Consider the following 21657-nt stretch of genomic DNA (forward strand, 5'->3'; position numbering starts at 1 on the left):
GGCCGGCTCACGCCGGCCACCGCCCCCGGGAGGAGAAATCAGGCCCGTCGCCTCACGGCGATGACCGCCGCACCCACCACGCACGCGACGGCGGCGGTGACGTAGGCGAGGTGGTACCCGGCGAGCTGGTCGGCGCTGGTCCCCGCGACCAGGACCATCACCGCCACGCCCGCGCTGGCGCCGATCTGCTGCGTCACCACGTTCACCGCGCCGGCGACGGCCTGCTGCTGCTCCGGGACGCCGGAGAGGCCTGCGGACGTCATCGAGGGGAAGTTCAGCCCCTGGCCGATGCCGCTGACCACCAGACCGGGCAGTACGTGCAGCACGTAGTTGCCGTCCTGCGGCGTGCCCAGCCACAGGCCGGTGCCCACGCCGATCAGGACGAGGCCGACGGCCATCAGCGTCCGCGGGGAGTACGTGGCCAGCAGGCGCCCGGTGGCGAAGTTGGCGGTGAGGAACACGGCCAGGGACATCGGCACCAGGGCGATGCCGGACTCGAAGGGCGAGTAGTGCAGCATCCCCTGCAGGTACAGGGGCGCGAAGAACAGCATCCCGACCGAGCCCATGTACTGGAGGAACGCGGCCAGGCTCGCCTCCCGCACCGAGCCGATCCGGAGGAGGCCGAGCGGAAGCACCGGGTCGGCGGTGCGGTGCTCGCGCACCACGAACAGCACCAGGGAGAGCACCGCGCCGCCTAGCACGATCCACGCCGTGGCGCCGCTGCTGCTCACACCGACGACGAGCAGGGTGAGGCCGAGCGTGCCCGTGATCGCCCCGGGCAGGTCCAGCCGACCGCGGTGCCCGACGCCGCCGGGCAGTCCGATGCGCGTCGCGCCCAGCACGCCGAGACCCACCAGCACCGAGAACCACAGCACCGAGCGCCAGCCGAAGAACTCGGTCAGGACGCCGCCCAGCAGCACCCCGCCGCTGAAGCTCGCGGCGCCGACGGCCGCGTACACCCCGAAGGCCCGGTTGCGCGCCGGACCGGCCGGGAAGGTGTCGGTGAGCAGGGCCAGCGCGGCCGGCCCCGACAGGGCGGCGCCGATGCCCTGGACCGCTCTCGCGCCCAGCAGCGTCACGGTGTTGGGGGCCACCGCCCCGACCAGCGCGGAGACGGTGAACAGGGCGACGCCTGCCTCGAACACCCGCCGCCGCCCGATCACGTCGGCCAGTCGGCCGCCCACCAGCAGGAAGCCGGCGAACGTGACGGCGTAGGCGGTCATCACCCACTGGAGCGTGCTCTCGTCCAGGTGGAAGCGCTCCCCCACCGAGGGCAGCGCAGCGTTGAGCACTCCGAGGCCGCTCACGTCCAGGGCCAGCGCCCCGGCCAGGACGCCGAGTGCGAGTCCCGGCCGGCGGACCGGTGAGGCCGCGGCGCCGGTGGTGTCGCCGGTGGTGTCAGTGGTGTCGGTCATGCGGGCCTGCCGTGGAAGTCGCGGCCGGTGAGTGCCCGCCCGAGGTGGTCGCTGCGTCCGGGTAAGGAGCTGTTGGCATCGGCTGACGCCCTATCAAATTTGTCAACTGCCATGCGGACAGCTTGCATTGGTCGATCGTCCGCTGTCCACTCCGCCCCGCGCCCGCAGATGGAACTGAACGGTACCGTCCGAGGAGATCGAATCGGACACTTTGGCGATCAAATCTCGCCAGCGCTTCAACCGGCCCGCAAAGTGCGCAATCCTGGAGTCGCCGGACTCTCCGCACTCAAGGGCGGACGAAAGAAAGCGGCACTGCGAAATCCCGGCAGCGAGATTGCACGACAGATCCACCGGCAGGGCCGCACGGGGGCGGCGAGAATTCCACAGTGAGCCGCTGAATCGCGACCACCCGCGTCACCTCGAAGTTTGCCGTCGTCACCATGCACGACCACACCGCTCGGCCGGAGCTTCGGGCAGCCCTTCCCCCCTCCCCGCGCGAGGAGCAGTGGTGCCCGGTCGCACGTCCATGCATGTCATGTACAGGTCGGATCCAGCATTCGCAGTCGAACTGCCTTGATACGGAATACCTGACGAGCCCCCCTTGTGAACGATCGGTTGTGAAGCTCCACCCGCCCATTTCACCAGCCCTGCTGAGGGAGTCGCCATGCCCCAAGAGCGCGCAGCGCGAGACATATCCGCCGTCACGGACTTCCTGCTATCCCGTTTTGCCGAGCTGTTGGACCTGTCCGCGAACTCGGTGGACCGGTGGGCGCCGATGCACCGGTACGGATTGGACTCGCTGAAGTCGGTGAACCTCGCGGCCGCCCTGTCCGAGTTCCTCGGCTGGCAGGTTCCCGCCACCTGGATGTGGCAGTACCCGACCGTCGACGGCCTGGCCCGGGCACTCGTCGAGGGCCCGCGTGCCGCGGAGCCCGCCCCGACCACCCGGCGCCGCACGCCCTCGCACGAGCCCGTCGCGGTCGTGGGCATCGGCTGCCGGTTCCCCGGAGGCCCGGACCCGTCCGCGTTCTGGCGGCTGCTGGTCGAGGGCGGCGACGCCGTCGGACCGGTGCCGGGCGCCCGCCGCGAGCTGCTGAACGACCGGGTGCGCTGGGGCGGATTCATCGACGGCATCGACCGCTTCGACCCGCTGTTCTTCGGCATCTCGCCCCGCGAGGCCGTCCAGATGGACCCGCAGCAGCGCCTGATCCTGGAACTGTCCTGGGAGGCGCTGGAGGACGCCGGCATCGCGCCGCACAGCCTGGTCGGCAGTGACACCGGCGTGTTCATGGCCTCCTGTTGGGGCGACTACGCCGCCCTGGCGCACTACCGCGGCCCCGACAGCCAGATCACCCCGCACACCGCGACCGGCATGCACGACGGCATCATCGCCAACCGCGTCTCCTACATCCTCGGCCTGCAGGGCCCCAGCATGGCCATCGACTCCGCCTGCGCGGGCTCGCTGATCTCGGTGCACGTGGGCTGCCAGTCGATCCAGCTGGGCGAGAGCGACCTGGTGCTCGCCGGTGGCGTGAACCTGAGCTTCGTCTCCGACTACTACACCGCCATGGACGCGATGGGCGCGCTCGCCCCGGACGGCCGCTGCAAGTCCTTCGACGCCCGCGCCAACGGCTACGTCCGCGGCGAGGGCGCCGGCGTCGTCGTGCTCGCCCCGCTGAGCGTGGCACTGGAGCGCGACCTGCCGGTGTACTGCCTGATCAAGGGCAGCTCCTCCAACAACGACGGCCTGAGCAACGGCATGACGGCGCCCAACCCCCAGGCGCAGGAGAAGATGCTCCGCACCGCCTGGCAGCGAGCCGGCATCTCCCCCGACCTCGTGGACTACATCGAGTGCCACGGCTCCGCGACGCCGCTCGGCGACCCGATCGAGGCCAACGCCATCGGCGCCGTCCTGGGCGGCGACCGCCCGCAGCCGCTGCGGCTCGGCTCCGTCAAGTCCAACGTCGGCCACCTGGAGGCGGCCGCCGGGATCGTCGGCCTGGTCAAGCTCGCGATGTCGATGCGCAACGGCGTGCTGCCGCCGAGCCTGCACTACACCGCGCCGAACCCGCAGATCCTGTTCGACGAGTACAACCTCACCGTCCAGGACCGGCTGGAGCCGTGGCCGCGGCACTCCGACGCCCGCCGCGGCGGCGTCAGCTCGTTCGGGTTCGGCGGCTCGATCTGCCACGTCGCCGTCGAGGAACTGCCGCGCCCCGAGGCCTCGCTCCTGCTGCTGGCCGCGGACTCCCGCGAGGCGCTGGCCGAGCGGGCCCGGGCGCTGCGCGACGCGACCGACCTGCGCGCGCTCTGCCGCCGCACGCCCGGCGACGGCCCGTTCCGGCTCGCGGCCACCGCCCGCGACATGGCCGAACTCAGGAGCAGCCTCGACGCCTTCGGCAGCGGCGCGCAGGCCCCCGGACTGAGTGTCGGCGAGCAGACCGGCCGCCGGCCGCGGGTGGCGTTCCTGTTCTCGGGCAACGGCTCGCAGTGGGTCGGCATGGGCCGCCAACTGCTCGCCGGCCAGCCGGTGTTCCGCCGCTCCATGATGAAGTCCGACAAGCGGATGCGGGAGCTGCTCGGCTTCTCGCTCGTCGAACAGCTGCTGGCCCCCGACGGCCGCCTCGACGACATGGACGTCTTCCAGCCGCTGCTGTTCTCCCTGCAGGTCGCGCTGGCCGAGACCTGGCGCTCGCTGGGGGTGGAGCCGGACGTCGTCGTGGGGCAGAGCGTCGGCGAGTTCGCCGCCTCCCACATCGCCGGCGCCCTCGACTTCGACGACGCCTCCCGCCTGGCCGCCCACCACGGCCGGCTCCTCCAGCTGCTGGCCGTGGGCCGCGGCGAGGGCATCGTGGTGATGACCCCCGCGGACGAGGTCCGGCCGCACCTGACCGGCGGGCTCACCCTCTCCGGCTACAACGGCCTCAGCTCCACGCTCGTCACCGGCACTCCGCAGGAGATCGACGACCTCGTCGAGCGGCTGACCGCGGCCGGCGTCACCAACCACCGGGTGCGGATGGGCCACGCCCCGCACTCGGCGCTGGTCGACCACGTCCTCGCCCCGCTGAAGGTCGAGCTCGACGGCATCAGGCCCCGGAGCACCCGCATCCCGATGATCTCGACGGTCACCGGCGAACTCGTCGACGGCGCGGAGCTCGGACCGGACTACTGGGCGGACAACCTGCGCCGGGAGATCCGGGTGGTCGACGCCCTGACGAAGCTGCGCGACCACGACGTCGACGCGGTGATCGAGATCAGCCCGCACCCCCTCCTGCTCAAGTCGGCCTCGGAGATCCTGCCGGCGACCACCCTGCCCTCGCTGCGGCGCGGCGCCGACGAGGCCTCGACCCTGCTCGGCTCGCTCGGCGCCCTGTACGCCGCCGGGCACCCCGTCGCGGCCCACCCCTTCCTGGCCGGCGACCGGGGACGGCACGTCGCGCCGAGCCCGGGCGACGCCGCGGCCGACGGGCAGCTGCACCTGGTGCCCGTCACCGCCCGGACCGCGGGCGCGCTGACCGACACCTGCCGCGAGCTGTCCAACCACGTCGAACGCGACCCCGGCCTGCGGGTCTCCGACCTCGCCTACACCCTCGCCGCCAGGCGCACCCACCACAGCCACCGGATCGCGCTGTTCGCCCGCGACCGGCAGGACGTCCTGGACGGACTCGCCCGGGTCGCCGCCGGGCAGCCGCACCCCGACGTGGTCACCGGCACGGTCTCCGGCAACGCCGACCGGCGGGTGGCACTGGTGTTCTCCGGCGGCGGCACCCAGTGGGTCGGCATGGGCCGCGAACTGCTGCGCTCCCACGCCGGCTTCCGGGCCTCGATGCACGCCTGCGACGCCGCCGTGCGCGCGGCCGGCGGCTTCTCGGTGCTCGACCACCTCGCCGCCCCCGCGGAGGAGGCCCGGTACGAGGAGATGGACTTCCAGCAGCCCGTGCTGTTCGCCCTGCAGGTCTCGCTGGCGAAGGTCTGGCTCGACCTGGGCATCGAGCCGACGGCCGTCGTCGGGCACAGCCTGGGCGAGGTCGCGGCCGCCTGCGTGGCCGGCGCGCTGTCGCTGGAGGACGCCGCCCGGGTCGTGGTCTCGCGCTCGCACCTGCTGGAGCGCAAGGCCGCCGAGGGCGCCATGATCTCGGTCGACCTGCCGGAGGAGGAGCTGCAGCCGCGGCTCGCCCCGTACGCCGAGCACGCCGCCGTCGCCGTGGTCAACAGCCCCACCAGCGCGGCGGTCTCCGGCTCGCCCGAGGCCGTCGACGCCCTGGAGGCCGACCTCCGGCGGGACGGCGTCTCGGTCCGGCGGATCCGGGTCGAACGGCCGGTGCACAGCCCCGGCATGGACCCGCTGATCGAGCCGCTGCGCGAGAGCATCGACGGCATCACCCCGCTGGCGCCCGCCATCCCCTTCCACTCCACGGCGCTGGCCGACACGGTGAACCCGGTCGCCGACGTCGACTACTGGGTGCACAACCTGCGCAACCAGGTCCGGTTCGCCGAGACGATCGGTGCGCTGGTCGACCGGGGCGTCTCCACCTTCATCGAGATCGGCCCGCACGAGACGCTGCGCGGCGCGGTCGAGGAGATCGGACTGTCCCGCGGCGTCCAGGTGCACGCGATCAACTCCCTGCGGCGCGAGGAGAGCGACGTCCGCTGCCTGCTGGGCGCCGCCGCCTCGCTGTACGTCAGGGGCCTGCCGCTGACCTTCGACCCGCTCTTCGCCGACGACGTCGAACTCGTGGAGACCCCGCTCGTCCAGTGGCAGAAGGAGCGCTACTGGATCGACACCGAGCCCCGCGCCGCGGCGGCGCCCGCCCCGGCCGTCGGGACCGCGGCCGTCGCCCCGGCCGCGACGGTGGCCGCCCCGGTCGAGGTGCGGCCGGCGGCGGCCCCGGCCACGGCGGACCGGCCGGTGCCGGAGGTCGTCCTCGCCGAACTGGCCGACGCGCTGGGCGTGCCGGTGAGCAGGTTCGACGAGAACGCCGGTCTGCGCGACTTCGGCCTCGACTCGATGCTGGCCATCCGCCTCGTCAACAGGATGCAGGCGGTGCTCGGGCACCGGGTGTCGCCGGTGGTGTTCCTGGACGGGCGCTCCATCGCCGAGGTCGTCGGCCACTTCGTCGGGCTCTCCGGCGGACCGGCCGCCCCCGCCCCCGCGGCACAGGCGCCCCAGGCGCCGGCGGCGGCCGCCCGGCCCGTACCGGTCCCCGAGGCCGCGCCGAAGCGGTCCTTCCTGGAGGACCTGTCCGAACTGGACGCCGAGGAGCTGGTGGAGGAGCTGGACGCGCGCGGGCTGCTGGAGGCCACCGACGCGCCGGCGCTGGAGCAGCTGCGCGCCGAAGGCCTCGGTCTCGAAGTGGCGCCGGCCTCGCACGGCCAGGCCTCGCTCTGGTTCATGCAGATGGTCGCGCCGGACGCCGTGCCGTACAACTTCATGGTGACCGCCCGGATCCGGACGGCGGTCGACGAGGAGGCCCTGGAGCACGCCGTCCGGGCCGTGCTGGACCGGCACCCCGCGCTGCGCACCGTCTTCGTGGAGGCGGGCGGCAGCCCGTACCAGGTCGTCCTGGACGAGCCGGTGTACGAGTTCCTCGTGGTGGACACCTCCGACCTGGACGACGAGCAGGCCCGCGAGGAGCTGGCCCAGTACGGGCACGAGCCGCTCGACATGGACAACGGGCCGCTGGTGCGGATCGTCCTCATGCGGCGCGGACCCTCCGACCACTACCTGATGGTGCTCGTCCACCACATCGCGTCGGACGCGGCCTCGGCCGACGTCATGATCCGCGAACTCCAGGAGTACTACGAGGGCGCCGACCCCGCCCGCAGCGCGCCGGTCGCCCCGTACACCGAGTTCGTCGAGTGGGAGCGGCAGTGGCTGGCCGGTCCGGCGGCCGAGGCGGCCCTGGACTGGTGGTCGCGGAAGCTGGCCGACCCGCCCGCCCACCTCGACCTCTCCAGCAAGGAGCGGCCGCCGGGCGTCACCTACGAGGGCCGCGACATCGCGTTCCGCTGGAGCGCCGAGGAGACCCGCCTGCTGCGGGAGTTCGCGGTGCGCGAGGGCGTGTCGGTGAGCACCGTCGTGCTGGCCGGGTTCTTCGCCACGCTCAACCGCGCGGCCGGGACCGAGGACTCGGTGCTGGCCACCGCCATCGCCCAACGGGCCGAGCCCGGCTGGGAGTCCGCCATCGGCTACTACCTCAACACCGTGCTGGTGCGGGCGAACCCCTCCGGCGGGCGGAGCTTCCGCGAGCTGCTGAGCGAGGTCCACGCCTACTCGCTCGGCCTCCTGGAGCACATGAACTACCCGCTCGACCTGCTGGCCTCCCAGCTGAAGCCGCCGCGCGCCGAGGGCCGCTCCCCCTGGTTCGACGTGGTGGTCAACTGGCTGTCCTCGGACGCCTTCCCCCGCTCCGTCAAGCTCTTCCACGGCGTCGGCGAGACCATCGCCCCGGACGGCGCGCTGCCGCTCGAACCGCTCCAGGTGCGCCGGCACCTCGCCAAGTTCGACCTGGAGATCTCGATGGCCGACATCGACGGCAGGGTGGCCGGCCACGTCCAGTTCAAGCCGAGCTACCTGGAGCGGCGGACCGTGACGGCCCTGCTCGCGCTGTACCGCACCGTGCTCTTCGACTCGATCGCCCGACCCGACCAGGCCCTCGGCGACATCGCGCCGACCGGCCTCCCCAAGGAGACGGACAAGTGACGGAAACCCTGCACTCCGAGTTCATCGCCCAGGCGGTCAAGAACCCCGACGCGACCGCGGTCTACTCCGACGCCGGCGTCCTGACCTACGGCGAGCTGAACGAGCGGTCCCGGGTGCTGGCCGAGCGGCTGGTCGCCGACGGCGCGGGCCCCGGCGTCCCGGTCGGCATCTGCGTCGAGCGCACCCCCGACCTGCTCGTCGCCGTCCTGGCGGCCCTGCGCTCCGGATCCTGCTACCTGCCGCTGGACCCGAACTACCCCGCCGACCGGCTGACCTTCATGGTCCAGGACAGCGGGACCCGCCTGCTGCTCACCACGCCCGCGTCCCGGGCCAGTTGCCCGCCCGGGCCGACGGTCGTCGTGCTCGGGGACGGCGTGACCACCGAGGCCGGCGCGAAGCCCGTCGCGGTCGTGCCCGAGGACACCGCGTACGTCATCTACACCTCGGGCTCCACCGGCAGGCCCAAGGGCGTGGCCGTGCGGCACTCCGGCGCCGTGGCGATGCTCGCCGAGATGGACCGGGTCCTGGAGGGCTGCGACCTGAGCGGCGTCTCGGCCGCCAGCTCGATCTGCTTCGACCTGTCCGTGATGGAGATCTTCAACGCGCTGTGCCGCGGCGGCGCCGTGGTGCTCGTCGAGAGCGCCGTGCACCTGCCGGAGAGCCGGTACGTGGACCGGGTCACCCACCTGTCCGTCGTCCCGTCGGTGATGAACGGCCTGCTCGACGCCGGCGCCCTGCCCCCGAACGTGCGCTCGATCGTGTTCGGCGGCGAGGCCCTGCGCCGCAAGCTGGTCGACCGGGCCTACCAGGAGACCGGCGCCACCCGGGTGTTCAACGCCTACGGCCCCACCGAGGGCACCGTCTTCTGCTCGTTCGGGCTGGTGCCCGAGGAGGGGACCGACGAGCCGACCATCGGCCCGCCGACCACCACCGACCTGGTCTACGTGCTCGACGACGAGCTGAAGCCGCTGCCGGTCGGCGAGGCCGGCGAGCTCTACCTCGGCGGCGTCGGCCTCGCCCACGGCTACGTCAACCGGCCGCGCACCACCGCCGAGCGGTTCCTGCCGGACCCGTTCCGCAGCGGCGAGCGCATGTACCGCACCGGGGACGTCGTCAAGTTCACCGAGAGCGGCGAACTCCAGTTCCTCGGCCGCTCCGACCACCAGGTCAAGCTGCGCGGCTACCGGATCGAGCTGGAGGAGGTCGAGGCCCGGCTGACCGCCTGCCCCGAGGTCCGGGAGGCCGCCGCCACCGTCCGGGGCAACCGGCTCGTCGGCTACGTCGTGCCCGCGGGCGACGGCGCGCCGCAGGACGGCCCCCGGCTGGACGCCGCGCTCCAGAGCGCCGTCACCGGCAGGCTCGCCGTCGAACTGCCCGACTACATGGTGCCCGCGACGCTCGTGTTCCTGGACGCCCTCCCGCTGGGCCCGGGCGGGAAGCTCGACCGCAACGCGCTGCCCGAGCCGCCGGCCGCCGACACCGACGGGCCGCTGACCGCCGCCACCACGCCGACCGAGATCGCGCTGTCGGAGATCTGGGGCCAGCTGCTCGACCTCGAACCGTCGACCATCGACGTGCAGTCCGCCTTCTACGACCTCGGCGGCGACTCGCTGCTGCTCGTCCGCCTCGCCCGGCTGATGACCCGGCGCTTCGACCGCCGCGTCCGCGTGCCCGACCTCTTCAGCTTCCGCGACATCGCCTCCCTCGCCCGCTGGCTCGACGACGAGTTCGGCGCCACCCCCGAGGTGGTCCAGTCGGCCCGCCAGCGGGCCGGCGCCCGCCGTGCCGCCCTGCGCGGCCGCGGCGGCGCCACCGGCCGCTGAGTCACGCCCCCTACCCGACACGAAGCAGGAGCCTTCCATGACCGACAGCCCCGAGCAGGAGTACGACCCGGGTGACGTGGCCATCATCGGCATGTCCCTGCGGGCACCGGGTGCCCGCACCAAGGAGCAGTTCTGGGACATCCTCGTCAACGGCCGGGAGACCGTGTCCTTCCTGGCCAAGGACGACATCCACGTCGACGAGACCCTGATCCACAGCCCGTTCTACGTACGGGCCTGCGGCGTGCTCGACACGTACGACAAGTTCGACCCGTCGGTGTTCGGCATCAGCGACCGGATGGCGGCCGCGATGACCCCGGAGAACCGGCTGTTCCTGGAGAGCGCCTGGGAGTCGCTGGAGGACGGCGGCTACGACCCGGACCGGCTCAAGGCCGAGATCGGCATGTACGGCGCCAACAACCCGCAGACCGCCGCGCTCTACAGCTCCCCGCCGGACCGGGTGTCGGTCGGCCCCGAGGCGATCGAGGCCAGCCTGGCGTGGTCGCCGGACACCATGACCTCCAACGCGCTGTACTACATGGGCCTCACCGGCGAGGCCGTCACCGTCGCCGCCGTCTGTGCGGGCTTCCACTACTCGGTGCACCTGGCCTGCCAGTCGCTGCTGCTGGGCCAGAGCGACATGGCGATCGCCGGCGGCTCGATGGTCCGCCTGCCGCACCCCCGCGGTCACCTCTGGGAGGAGAACCGCATCCTGTCGAAGGACGGCCACTGCCGCCCGTTCGACGCCAACGGCACCGGCACCGCGCTGTCCAGCGGCGTGGTCACCGTGCTGCTGAAGCCGCTCGGCCAGGCCGTCGCCGACCGCGACCACGTCTACGCCGTGGTCCGGGGCTCGGCCGTCAACAACAACGGCGTCAGCGCGATGGCGTACGGCCTGGCCCAGCCCGAGCGGCTGAGCGCCTGCATCGCCGCCGCCATGGAGGTCGGCGGCGTCACCCCGGACACCGTGTCCATGTACGAGGCCAACGGCCTCGGCCTGCCGATGACCGACGAGCTCGAAGTGCACGCGGCGACCATGGCGTTCGGGAAGCAGACCGCGACCACCTCGATCGGCGGGGTCAAGGGCAACGTGGGCCACGGCGGCGTGGTGTCGGGCGGCTTCGGCGCGATCAAGGCCGCGCTGGCGCTGTACCACAAGACGCTCCCGGCGACGATCAACCTGACGGAGGTCAACCAGGACCTCGACTTCCCCAGCACCCCCTTCGTGCCGCAGATCGAGGGCGCGGCCTGGGAGCCGGAGGCCGGCATCCGCCGCGCGGGCATCACCTCGATCGGCGGCGGCGGCTACAACGCCCACCTGCTGCTGGAGGAGGCGCCGGCGCCCGCCGAGCGCGCCCCCGAGGAGGAGGGCCGGCCGCGGCTGGCCACCCTGTCCGCCCTGGACGACGACGCGCTGGGCCGCCAGCGCACCCGCCTCAAGGAGTGGCTGGAGGCGAACCCCGGCCTGCGCCTGGACGACGTCTGCTTCACCCTCAACCTCGGCCGCAAGGTGATGGCCCGCCGGTGGGCGGCCGTGGTCCGCAGCCGTGAGGAGCTGATCGCGGCGCTGTCCGACGACGCCGCCCGCGGCGCGGCCACCACGACCGCCGCCGCCCCGCGGACCGACCCGGGCGCCTTCTCGCGCAACGACAGCGGGATCGTCCCGGCCGGCCGGGACCACGAGGCGCTGTCCGACCTGGCCGCCGCCTGGGTGACCGGCCAGCAGGTGGACTTCGACGCCCTGCACCTCGGGGAGGCCGGCCGCCGCGTGCCGCTGCCCACCTACCCGTTCCAGCCCCGCCGGTTCTGGCGTACGGACTGGTGACCATGAGCACACCGGCACTGGACACCTTGGACCTGGGAGACCCGGCCACCTTCGCGGACCACGACCTCGTCGGGTTCTGGCGCACCCTGCGGGACACCGCACCGATGCACTGGAACCCGCCGGTCGGCGGCCGTCGGGGGTTCTGGGTGCTCTCCCGCTACGACGACATCATGGCCACCTACCGGGACAACGTGAACTTCACGTCCCAGCGCGGCAACGTGCTCGTCACCCTCCTGGAGGGCGGCGACGCCGGGGCCGGCCGGATGCTGGCCGTCACCGACGGACCCCGGCACCTGGAGCTGCGCAAGATCCTCCAGCGGGTGCTCTCGCCGAGGGTGCTCGACGAGGTCGCGCAGACCGTCCGGGTCAACACCCGGCAGTGGATCCGCGAGGCGGTCGAGTCCGGCGGCTGCGACTTCGCGGAGCAGATCGCCAGCCGGATCCCGATGACCACGATCTCGAACCTGCTCGGCGTGCCCGAGCGGGACCGGGACTACCTGCTCTCCCTGACCAAGACCGCGCTCTCGGCGGACGACGAGGACGTCGACGAGGTCGACTCCGAGATGGCCCGCAACGAGATCCTTATGTACTTCATGGACATCGTCGAGGAGCGGCGCGAGTCACCGGGCGAGGACGTCATCAGCATGCTGATCGGCAGCGCCATCGACGGGGTGCCGCTGACCGACGAGGACGTCGTGCTGAACTGCTACAGCCTGATCATCGGGGGCGACGAGACCAGCCGGCTGACGATGATCGACTGCGTCCGCACCCTCGCGGCCCAGCCCGAGCAGTGGCGGCGGCTCAAGCAGGGCGAGGTCGCCGTCGAGACCGCCGTGGACGAGGTGCTGCGCTGGGCCTCGCCCACCATGCACTTCGGGCGCAGCGTCGAGCGGGAGACCGAACTGCACGGCGTGCGGCTGCGGCAGGGCGACATCGTCACCCTGTGGCACGCCTCCGGCAACCGCGACGAGCGGGTCTTCGCGCGGCCCGAGGAGTTCGACCTCGGCCGCACCCCCAACAAGCACCTGGCCTTCGGCTACGGCCCGCACTTCTGCGTCGGCTCGTACCTGGCCAAGGTGGAGATCGCCGAACTGCTCAAGGCCCTGCGGGACTTCACCGTCGGCTTCGAGCAGACCGACGAGGCGCTGCCCATCCGGTCCAACTTCCTGACCGGGTTCTCCACCATGCCGGTGCGCTTCGATCCCGATCACTCCGGACTGAAAGAGGTCGACCGATGAGCGGCAACCCCTTCGACGGCGGGGAGGGCGACTGGCTGGTCGTCGTGAACGCCGACGAGCAGTACGCGCTGTGGCGGCCGCACCTGGCCGTCCCGGACGGCTGGCGGATCGTCCACTCCTGCCCGGACCGTGAGGGTGCCCTCGACTACGTCGAGCAGCACTTCACCACCGCGGTGGGAACGCCGGCGGCCTGACGGCGACCCGACGGCGACCACCACCCGAACCAGCGACCGCAGGAGTGCGGATGAACATCTACATGTCAGGACAAGGGGCGTTCGCGGTTCAGGTCGCGGAAGCCCTCCTGGACAACGGTCACAAGATCGTCGGCGCGGCCGCGCCCCGGCTGCGCAAGGGCAAGTCCGACGAGAGCGACGCGATGGCCTGGGACCGCCTGCGCGCCTGGGCGTTCCCCCGGGACATCCCCTGGACGGACTCGGCCGAACTGCGCGCGATGCACATCCCGGACGGGGTGGACATCATCGTCGCCGCGCACTCGCACGCCTTCCTCGGCCGCAACACGCGCGCCAGGGCCACCGTCGCCACCATCGGGTACCACCCCAGCCTGCTGCCGCTGCACCGCGGCCGGGACGCGATCCGATGGACCATCCGCGACGGCGACAAGGTGACGGGCGGGAGCGTCTACCACCTCACCGAGCGCACCGACGGCGGCCCGCTCGCCGCCCAGGAGCACCTGTTCGTGCCCCCGGGCTCGACCGCGCAGAGCCTGTGGCGCGACCACCTGGCTCCGCTGGGCGTGCGACTGCTGCTGAAGGTGGTCGCCGACCTCGCCGCGGACCGGCGGATCGAGGTCCCGCAGGACGAGAAGCTGGCGACCTGGGAACCCGCGATGGACACCCAGCCGCTGTTCAAGCCGGAACTGATCGCCCTGCCCGGCAACACCCGGGTCGACAGCAACAAGTGGGCGCTGCACGAGGGGTGACAACCGCGTACCGGCCCGACGACCGAACGGTGTCGATCCGGTCGACTCGGCAGGTGTCCCCGGGTGTTCGGCACTCCGGGGGCACCTGCCGCGGCGTCTTCCACCGCTGCCGCCGTCCCGCGCGCGACACCCCCTCCCGCCCGCGAGGGGGCCGGGAAACGGCACGGCCCGACACCGGCGCCGTGCCCGAAGCTACGATGGTTCCCCGGCGGCCGACCCCGTGCACCAGCGCCGCCCGAACCGGCAGTGGTGGCGCAGGAGGCCAGGTGGCGCAGGAGGCGGAGATGGCGGGAGCCGGGGCGAGTTCGCTCGCCGAGAAGATCGAGACGCTGTTCCGCACGGTCCGGCGCCCCAACCGGGAGCAGTACAGCAACGAGGACGTGGCGCGCGCCTGCCGCGAGGCCACCGGCGAGACCTTCTCGGCCACCTACCTGTGGCAGCTGCGCACCGGCAGGCGCGACAACCCGACCAAACGTCACCTGGAAGCCCTGGCACGGTTCTTCCAGGTCTCGCCCGCCTACTTCTTCGACGACCGGTCCGAGGAGATCCTCGCCGAACTCGCCCTCCTGGAGGCGCTGCGGGACGCCGGCGTCCGGAACATGGCACTGCGGGCGGTGGAACTCTCGCCCGAAGCCCTGGACACGGTCTCCGATGTGATCGAGACTATCGCTCGCCGGGAGGCTGCCAGGGGCAAACCCTCCCGGTGAGCACGACGCGGTGCCACCGGGAGGCACCCCGCGACGCGACGGCCGACCGGCCACGCCGGCCCCGGCGGACAGGTGAGGCGCGCATTGCGGTGGATCCGACGGCACGGCGGACTGATGCGGCGCTGCCGCGCGATCAGCGACTCGCTCGAACTCCCCGACCCGTTCGACGCCGCCGAGCTCGTCGCCCGACTCGCCCGCGACCGCGGCCGGCCCATCGACCTGATCGCCGTACCCGCACGGCCCGGGGCGCCGTGCGGACTGCTGGTGACGACCGGTCAGGCCGACTACATCGTCTACGCCGAGGACACCAGCGAGGTGCACCGCCAGCACATCCTGGTGCACGAGTACGCCCACCTCCTGCTGGGCCACACCGACGGCACCCCGGCCGACCCGGGACTCACCCGCGGCCTGCTGCCGCACCTGTCCCCGGCACTGATCGGGAAGGTCCTGGGACGCACCGTCTACCTCGAACCGCAGGAGCAGGAGGCGGAATTGCTCGCCTCGCTGATCCTCAAGCGCGCCCTGCTGCCCGGCGGCCGGCCGTCCGGCGCGGAGCCCCGCGACGCCGAGTGGGCGCACCGGCTCTCCCCCCTGCTGGGCACCCGCCGCCCGACCGGCCCGCATGACTGACCCCGTCCTCGCCCTCGCCGCGGCCTTCCTGCTCGGCCTGGGCACCTACCGCTTCCTCGCGGGCCGGCGCCGCGGCCGCTCGCCGGCCCTGCTCTTCACCTGCTGCTTCGCCTGGTGCTTCGGCGCCTTCCTGGCGCTGACGGCCGCCCGGGCCGGGGTGGACATCGACCACGGAACCGGCCTGGCGGGCCTGACCGGCATGCTCACCGACCACCTCCGGACGGGCTCCGCCGGATTCCTCGCACTGACCGCCGTCGCGCTGCGCCGCCCCGAGGCCGACCCCCGCGCGCTGCGCCGCCGCTGCGTCGGCACCGCCCTCGCGGTCCTCGCCGCGACCGTCCTGTTCCTGCTCGCCCGGCCCCGGGAGGAGGGCGGCCAACTGGTGGCCACCGGCGCCCTCGGCCCCGTGGCGCTGGCCGGCTACGACCTGGTCATCACCGGCTACGTGGCCGGCTGCCTGGTCACCCTGCTGCGCCGGACGACCCACTGGACCCGCCGGGCCGACGACACGGCCCTGCGCACGGCCCTCGGCCTGGTCACCCTCACCACCGCCGCCGGCCTGCTCTGGGCCGCCTGGGGCCTCGACGACGTCCTCGGCGCCCTGCGCACGGGCCGTCAACTGACCACCGAGGACCCCGTCTCGCTGGCGCTCGGACGCGTCTGCGCGGTCCTGCTGCTGGCCGGCGCCACCACGCTGCTGTGGGCGCGCGCCGGGCGCGCCGCCCGGCGGTGGCGGGCCGCGTACCGCGGCTACCGGTCGCTCGGGCCGCTGTGGCGGGCCCTGCACGCGGCCTTCCCGCAGATCGCCCTCACCACGGGCCGGATCACCAGCGGCCGGATCGCCACGGGCCGGATCACCGCCGGCCGGATGCCTCCCGCCGACGCCGAACTCGCCCTCTACCGACGGGTCATCGAGATCCGGGACGGGCTGCTGATCCTGCGCCGCTACCGCACGGCCGAGGACTCCCCCTCCCCCGACGGCAGCCCCGGTGAGGCCCCTTCCACCGGTGTCCCCTCCACCGACGCCGCTGCCGTCGAAGCCGCCGGCACCGACGCCGCCGCGCGGGCCGAGGCCGTCCGGATCGCCGCCGCCCTGCGCCGCGCCCGCACCCGGGCTCCCGACGGCCCCCTCCGCAGCGGCCCGCCGCCGGCCGAACCGCACCTGCCGCACGCCGGCGGCATGGAGGCCGAGACCCGCTGGCTGGGGCAGGTCGCCCGGGCGCTGCGGACCCTGCCGCCGCTGCCGGCCGGCCCGGCGGCGGACCGGAGCCCGGACGCGGCGCCTTCCGCTCCTTAATCGGCTTTTCCCGGAACCCGATTCGGCATTTCCGATTCACCGACCTGACGACAACTTGACCACAGCAAGGCCGAGTTATTCCGCCGAAGAAATCTGACGAACAGCCAGGCGGAAAGAGCGGAAATGTCCCGAGGGCGGTCCCCCTCGGTCGCGACGCGCCCGGGAACCGTCCGCCCCCGTACCGGCGTCCCGCTTCCGGGGCACGTCGGTGACCGTCCGTGGCCCCCACTGCCGCCCGGACCGCGCCGCCCGCATCCGCGGCACCCCGGGTGACCAGCACCGACAACCGGGGGATGGGATGCCCGCCACTCGCCGCGGCGCCGCCTCGAAGCTGTCGGTCACCGTTCACCGCCGCCACCCGGAGGCCGGAGCACTCCGCGACAGCGCTCCGGGCATGTGACTTCCGCCACAGCACATCAAGTGGTTTGTCCGGTTTTACCTGCGCTGCTCCCCTTCTGACGACGCATCGACACGGGCATGCGTCCGCGCGGTTTTCTCATGAACCTTTGACACCTGATTAAGCGTCCATAAAGATCCGCTCAAACTTCGCCCACATATCGGAAGTCGGAGCTTACGCACAGTGAGAACAGCAGCAAGACGGTCGGGCAGTCTGCTCGCCGCGGCACTCGCCGCGGTCGCCCTGACCGCGACCGCGGTGGGGCCGGCCGCCGCCGCGACCGGCGGAACGCCACCGCCCGGCCTGACGGGCTCCCAGGACACCGCCGAGAGCCTGGCCGTCAAGGAGGCCGCCCGCAGCGGCAAGCCGGTCGAGGTACTCGCCAAGCGCAGCGAGACCAGTGACACCGTCGCCCAGCCCGACGGCAAGCTGAAGACCACCACCTACGTCCAGCCCAAGCGGGTGCGCAAGAACGGCGCCTGGGTGGAGCTCGACCCGACGCTGCAGGCGCTGCCCGGCGGCGCCGTCGCCCCCAAGGGGTCCACCGCCGACCTGCGGTTCTCCGGCGGCGGCAGCGAACCGCTGGTCACGATGGCCCGGGCCGGCAAGGAGCTGAAGCTCAGCTGGCCGAAGCCGCTGCCCAAGCCGAAGGTCAACGGCGCGACCGCCGAGTACGCGTCGATCCTGCCGGACGTGGACCTGCGGCTGTCCGCCACCAGGACCGGGTTCACCCAGGTCATCGTGGTGCACACCGCCGAGGCCGCCAAGAACCCCGAGCTGGACCAGCTCCGGCTCGGCCTGCAGGGCACCGGCCTGACGGTCAGCCAGGAGGCGGACGGCACCCTCAAGGCGAAGGACCCGTCCGGCGGCGGCACCGTCTTCGAGGCGCCCGTCCCAGTGATGTGGGACTCCTCCAAGCCGGCCGCCGTCACGCCGGACGCCCCGGCGACCGCCACGCCGAACGCCCCGGCCGCCGCCGCACCGAACGCCCCGGCGAACGCTCCGGCCGCCGCCCCCAAGACGTTCAAGGCCGCCCCGCAGGCGGCACCGCAGGCCGAGGCCCCCGCCGCGGCCCCCGCCCCGGGCGCCCCCGCGGCCGGTCCGGGCGACCTCGCCGCCGCCGGCTACGGCGACCTGCCCGGCGAGGGCGCCAAGATGACCCGGCTCAAGGTCGACCTGCCCAAGGACGGCCTGGTCCTGTCGCCCGACCAGGGCATGCTGGACGCCGCGGACACCGTCTACCCGGTGATGATCGACCCGGCGTGGAACACCCCGCACGCCGGTGACTGGGCGGGCGTCTCGCGCAGCTACCCGAACCAGGCGTACTGGCACTTCACGTACAACAGCAGCTACGTCCACGACTGGGGCGTCGGCTACTGCGGCGACACCTCGCGGTGCGCGCCGACCGACGTGAAGCGGGCCTTCTTCCAGGTCTCCAACCCGTTCGTGGGCAAGCAGATCCTCAGCGCCACCTTCGGCACCTACGAGAGCTGGTCGTACTCCTGCGACGCCCGGCCCGTCGAGCTGTGGAACACCGGCTACATCTCCCCCGGCCTGAACTGGAACAGCCAGAACGCCTCCGGGTTCTGGGGCCGCTACCTGCAGACCATCAACACCGCGAAGGGCTGGAGCGGCAGCTGCCCCGGCGGCTGGCTGGAGTACGGCCAGGACGGCGCGGTGCGCAACCTGGTCCAGGACGCCGCCAACTGGGGCTGGCCGACCATCAGTTTCGGCCTGAAGGCCCAGAACGAGGGCGACACCCTCGCCTGGAAGCGCTTCACCGACGACGCCTACCTGTCGGTGTACTACAACCTGCGACCCAACCAGATCCCGATGTCCGACATGACGATGTCGCCGGGCTCGGTCTGCCAGTACCCGGGCATCAAGATCAACAAGATGCCGCAGGTCACCACCCGGGCGAGCGACCCGGACGGCGAGGCCATCGGCGTGCAGTTCGCGGTCGGCTGGGACGACGGCAGCGGCCTGCGCCGCCGCTGGTGGTCCACCGGCTCGGAGGACGCCGCACCGGGGTGGGACACCTTCAAGGCCTCCGGCTCGATGTTCTCCTGGCCGCTGCCCACCGGCCTGCCACAGAACCTCCAGCTCGACTGGGAGGCCCGCGCCTGGGACGGCGCGCAGTGGGGGCCGTGGTCCTCCGACGGTGACCCGACCGGCTGCTACTTCATCGTCGACACCTCCGCACCGGACGGCCCGGCGATCACCTCGGAGGCCTACCCGGGCTCCAAGGACGCCACCGCCGCGCTCCCCTGGACCGACGGCGTCGGCAGGAACGGCTACTTCACCCTGAAGTCGGCCGCGACCGACGTGGTCAAGTACCAGTGGGGCCTGGACACCTCGCCGTCCGCGGCGAACGAGATCGCCACCGGCGGCGGCGCCGGACAGACCGTCCGCGTCCAGCCGCAGACCGCCGGCGTGCACTTCCTCTCCGCCCGGGCCGTCGACGGCGCGGGCAACGCCTCGCAGCCCGAGACGTACTACTTCAACGTGCTCTCCGGGCAGCCGCAGCGCACCGGCTGGTCGATGGACGACGCCGCCGGCGGCACCTCCGTCGCCGGAACCGGCGGCAGCTTCGAGGCCACCCTCGGCTCCGGCGCCACCCCCGGGACGCCCGGCCACCTCAAGGAGGCCCTCACCCTGGACGGCACCGCCAACGGCTACGCCGAGGCATCGTCGGCCGTGCTGGACACCTCCCGCAGCTTCACCGTGTCCTCCTGGGTCCGGTTCAACGGCGGCGACTGGAACCGCGCGGCGGTCAGCCAGAGCGGCCCGGACTACTACGCCTTCCAGCTCGGCATCGAGAACATCGCCGGTGTCTCCAAATGGGGCTTCAAGGTCCAGACCGCGGCCGGCAACCAGGACGCGACCACGGTCTCCGTGCAGTCCGCCGATCCCGCGACGACCGGGGTTTGGACCCACCTGACCGGCGTGTGGAACATGGACACGCGCACCATCCAGCTGTACGTCAACGGCACCCTCGCCAAGTCGGCCACCGCGAACGCGGTCTGGGACGGACACGGCCCGCTGGAGATCGGCCGCAACCGCTGGAAGGGCCAATGGGTCGGCAACTGGCCCGGCTCGATCGACGAGGTCAGGGTCTGGGACCGCTCCCTCAGCACGGCCGAGGTCTCCGACGTGGCCGCCGACAAGCAGCTCGCCACCGGTCGCCCCGCCAAGGCGGTCTGGCACCTGGACGGCAGCGACGCCAAGCCGGCCGGCACCGCCGAGACCGACAACCTGACCGCCTACAACGGCGTCGCACTCGGCCGCCCCGGCATCGCCGACAAGGCGATCCACCTGGACGGCGTCGACGACTACCTGCGCGGCACCCGCCCGCAGGTCGACGGCAGCCGGGACTTCTCGGTCTCCGCGTGGGTCAAGCTGCCCGCGCCGACCCCCGGTGACACCACCGCGAAGATCGCCGTCACCCAGATCGGCCAGCACAACAGCGAGTTCTCGCTGTACTACTCCACCTACTGGAAGCGCTGGATCTTCGGCCGCTACAAGGAGGACACCTCCGCCGACACCCTGGTCCGCACCTGGCAGCCCGACTGCACCCCGGGCACCCAGATCAACGGCGCGCCCTGCTTCGCCGGCACCACCGGCGAGTGGACCCACCTGCTGGGCGTCTCCGACACCGCCGCCAAGAAGCTGCGCTTCTACATCAACGGCTTCCTGGTCGGCGAGTCCGACTACACCCAGAACGCGCCGTGGGCCAACCCCGGCCCGCTGCAGATCGGTGCCGTCAACCGCGAGGGCGCCAACGGCGAGTTCTTCGGCGGCGACATCGACGACGTGCGCCTCTACGACCGCGTCGTCACCGGCCCCGAGGCCGGCGCGATGGTCCAGCAGCGCCCGCAGCTGGCCGGCCGCTGGAAGCTCTCCTCCGCCACCGGCACCCCGGCCGTCACCCCGGACGAGGGCCCGGCCAAGGCCGGCGCCCAGCTCGGCGGCGGCGCCTCGATCAAGGCCGACGGCGGCGTGCTGCCCGCCCCCGGCACCCTGCTGCTGGACGGCTCCACCGGCTACGCGGCCACCGGCTCCGTCCCGCTGCACACCGGCCAGAGCTTCACCCTGGCCGGCTGGGCGAACACCGCGGGCGTCCCGACCCGGGACATGACGGTGCTGTCCGTCGCCGGCGCCAACAACAGCGCGGTCACCCTGCGCTGGCACGCCCTGGGCAAGGACGCCAACGGCCAGCCCACCGGCCAGTGGCAGGCCGAGGTGCGCGACTCCGACGCCACCGGCGCGGTCCGCACCCTGACCGCCCACACCCCGGCCACCTCCGTCCTGGAGAACTGGACGCACCTGGCGGTCAGTTACGACGCCTTCGCGGACCGGCTCGCCCTGTACGTCGGCGGCCAGATCGAGAACCAGGGCTGCCCGGACGGTTCGACCGGCTGCACCCCGCACATCTCCTGGACCGGCGCCCCGCAGCCCTACGAGGCGACGGGCGGCGTGCAGTTCGGCCGCAACCGGGCGGCCGGCGCGTGGGGCGAGTACTTCTCCGGTGAGCTGGACGACGTCTGGCTGTACCAGGGCGTACTGAGCCCCGCGCAGATCACCAAGCTCGCCGACTACAACGTCGAGCTGAACACCTCCACCGGGGTCTGATTCCCCCCTCCGTTTCGCGGGCCGGGCGGCTTCCTGCCGCCCGGCCCGCGGTC

At 72.8% G+C, this 21657-nt stretch carries 11 protein-coding genes; 10 read left to right on the forward strand and 1 reads right to left on the reverse strand.

The features are described from left to right. Positions 1-38 precede the first annotated feature (38 nt). Positions 39-1415, reverse strand: coding sequence for an MFS transporter (locus tag ACFVHV_RS33140; protein ID WP_359906763.1), 1377 nt, complete (start codon positions 1413-1415; stop codon positions 39-41). A gap of 664 nt (positions 1416-2079) precedes the next feature. Here ACFVHV_RS33140 and ACFVHV_RS33145 point away from each other — a divergent pair. The 10 genes from ACFVHV_RS33145 to ACFVHV_RS33190 all read left to right on the forward strand — a co-directional run bounded on the left by ACFVHV_RS33145 (position 2080) and on the right by ACFVHV_RS33190 (position 21604). Continuing rightward, positions 2080-8118 carry an acyltransferase domain-containing protein gene (locus ACFVHV_RS33145; protein ID WP_380356143.1) on the forward strand — a complete coding sequence of 2013 codons (6039 nt, stop codon included), beginning with the start codon at positions 2080-2082 and terminating at the stop codon, positions 8116-8118. Further along, entirely contained in the window at positions 8115-9941 is a 1827-nt protein-coding gene (locus ACFVHV_RS33150) for a non-ribosomal peptide synthetase (protein ID WP_359906757.1), read from the forward strand. The genes ACFVHV_RS33145 and ACFVHV_RS33150 overlap by 4 nt, the downstream gene beginning before the upstream one ends. Before the next feature lie 37 nt (positions 9942-9978). Continuing rightward, complete coding sequence (locus ACFVHV_RS33155; protein ID WP_359906755.1) at positions 9979-11763, forward strand: type I polyketide synthase; 1785 nt, start codon at positions 9979-9981, stop codon at positions 11761-11763. Next, on the forward strand, positions 11760-13001 hold the full coding sequence (locus tag ACFVHV_RS33160) for a cytochrome P450 (protein ID WP_359906752.1): 1242 nt from the start codon (positions 11760-11762) through the stop codon (positions 12999-13001). The genes ACFVHV_RS33155 and ACFVHV_RS33160 overlap by 4 nt, the downstream gene beginning before the upstream one ends. After that, positions 12998-13195, forward strand: coding sequence for an MbtH family protein (locus ACFVHV_RS33165; protein ID WP_359906749.1), 198 nt, complete (start codon positions 12998-13000; stop codon positions 13193-13195). Before ACFVHV_RS33160 ends, ACFVHV_RS33165 begins: the two co-directional genes overlap by 4 nt. A 50-nt stretch (positions 13196-13245) precedes the next feature. Then, on the forward strand, positions 13246-13941 hold the full coding sequence (locus tag ACFVHV_RS33170) for a formyltransferase family protein (protein WP_359906746.1): 696 nt from the start codon (positions 13246-13248) through the stop codon (positions 13939-13941). Positions 13942-14225: 284 nt separating this feature from the next. Continuing rightward, entirely contained in the window at positions 14226-14648 is a 423-nt protein-coding gene (locus tag ACFVHV_RS33175; RefSeq protein ID WP_380356168.1) for an XRE family transcriptional regulator, read from the forward strand. 84 nt (positions 14649-14732) lie between these two features. Continuing rightward, positions 14733-15278, forward strand: coding sequence for a ParH-like protein (locus ACFVHV_RS33180; RefSeq protein ID WP_380356148.1), 546 nt, complete (start codon positions 14733-14735; stop codon positions 15276-15278). After that, entirely contained in the window at positions 15271-16575 is a 1305-nt protein-coding gene (locus ACFVHV_RS33185; protein ID WP_380356151.1) for an MAB_1171c family putative transporter, read from the forward strand. Before ACFVHV_RS33180 ends, ACFVHV_RS33185 begins: the two co-directional genes overlap by 8 nt. A gap of 580 nt (positions 16576-17155) precedes the next feature. Beyond that, entirely contained in the window at positions 17156-21604 is a 4449-nt protein-coding gene (locus ACFVHV_RS33190) for a LamG-like jellyroll fold domain-containing protein (RefSeq protein WP_380356154.1), read from the forward strand. Positions 21605-21657 lie beyond the last annotated feature (53 nt).

This window comes from Kitasatospora sp. NPDC127116, from assembly GCF_042677365.1.
Classification (GTDB): Bacteria; Actinomycetota; Actinomycetes; order Streptomycetales; family Streptomycetaceae; genus Kitasatospora; species Kitasatospora lactacystinica.

Bases quoted from the DNA above. Each gene is read 5' to 3' on its own strand.
- ACFVHV_RS33140 (WP_359906763.1), bottom strand. From the start codon at position 1,415: ATGACCGACACCACTGACACCACCGGCGACACCACCGGCGCCGCGGCC.
- ACFVHV_RS33145 (WP_380356143.1), top strand. From the start codon at position 2,080: ATGCCCCAAGAGCGCGCAGCGCGAGACATATCCGCCGTCACGGACTTC.
- ACFVHV_RS33155 (WP_359906755.1), top strand. From the start codon at position 9,979: ATGACCGACAGCCCCGAGCAGGAGTACGACCCGGGTGACGTGGCCATC.
- ACFVHV_RS33165 (WP_359906749.1), top strand. From the start codon at position 12,998: ATGAGCGGCAACCCCTTCGACGGCGGGGAGGGCGACTGGCTGGTCGTC.
- ACFVHV_RS33170 (WP_359906746.1), top strand. From the start codon at position 13,246: ATGAACATCTACATGTCAGGACAAGGGGCGTTCGCGGTTCAGGTCGCG.
- ACFVHV_RS33175 (WP_380356168.1), top strand. From the start codon at position 14,226: ATGGCGGGAGCCGGGGCGAGTTCGCTCGCCGAGAAGATCGAGACGCTG.
- ACFVHV_RS33185 (WP_380356151.1), top strand. From the start codon at position 15,271: ATGACTGACCCCGTCCTCGCCCTCGCCGCGGCCTTCCTGCTCGGCCTG.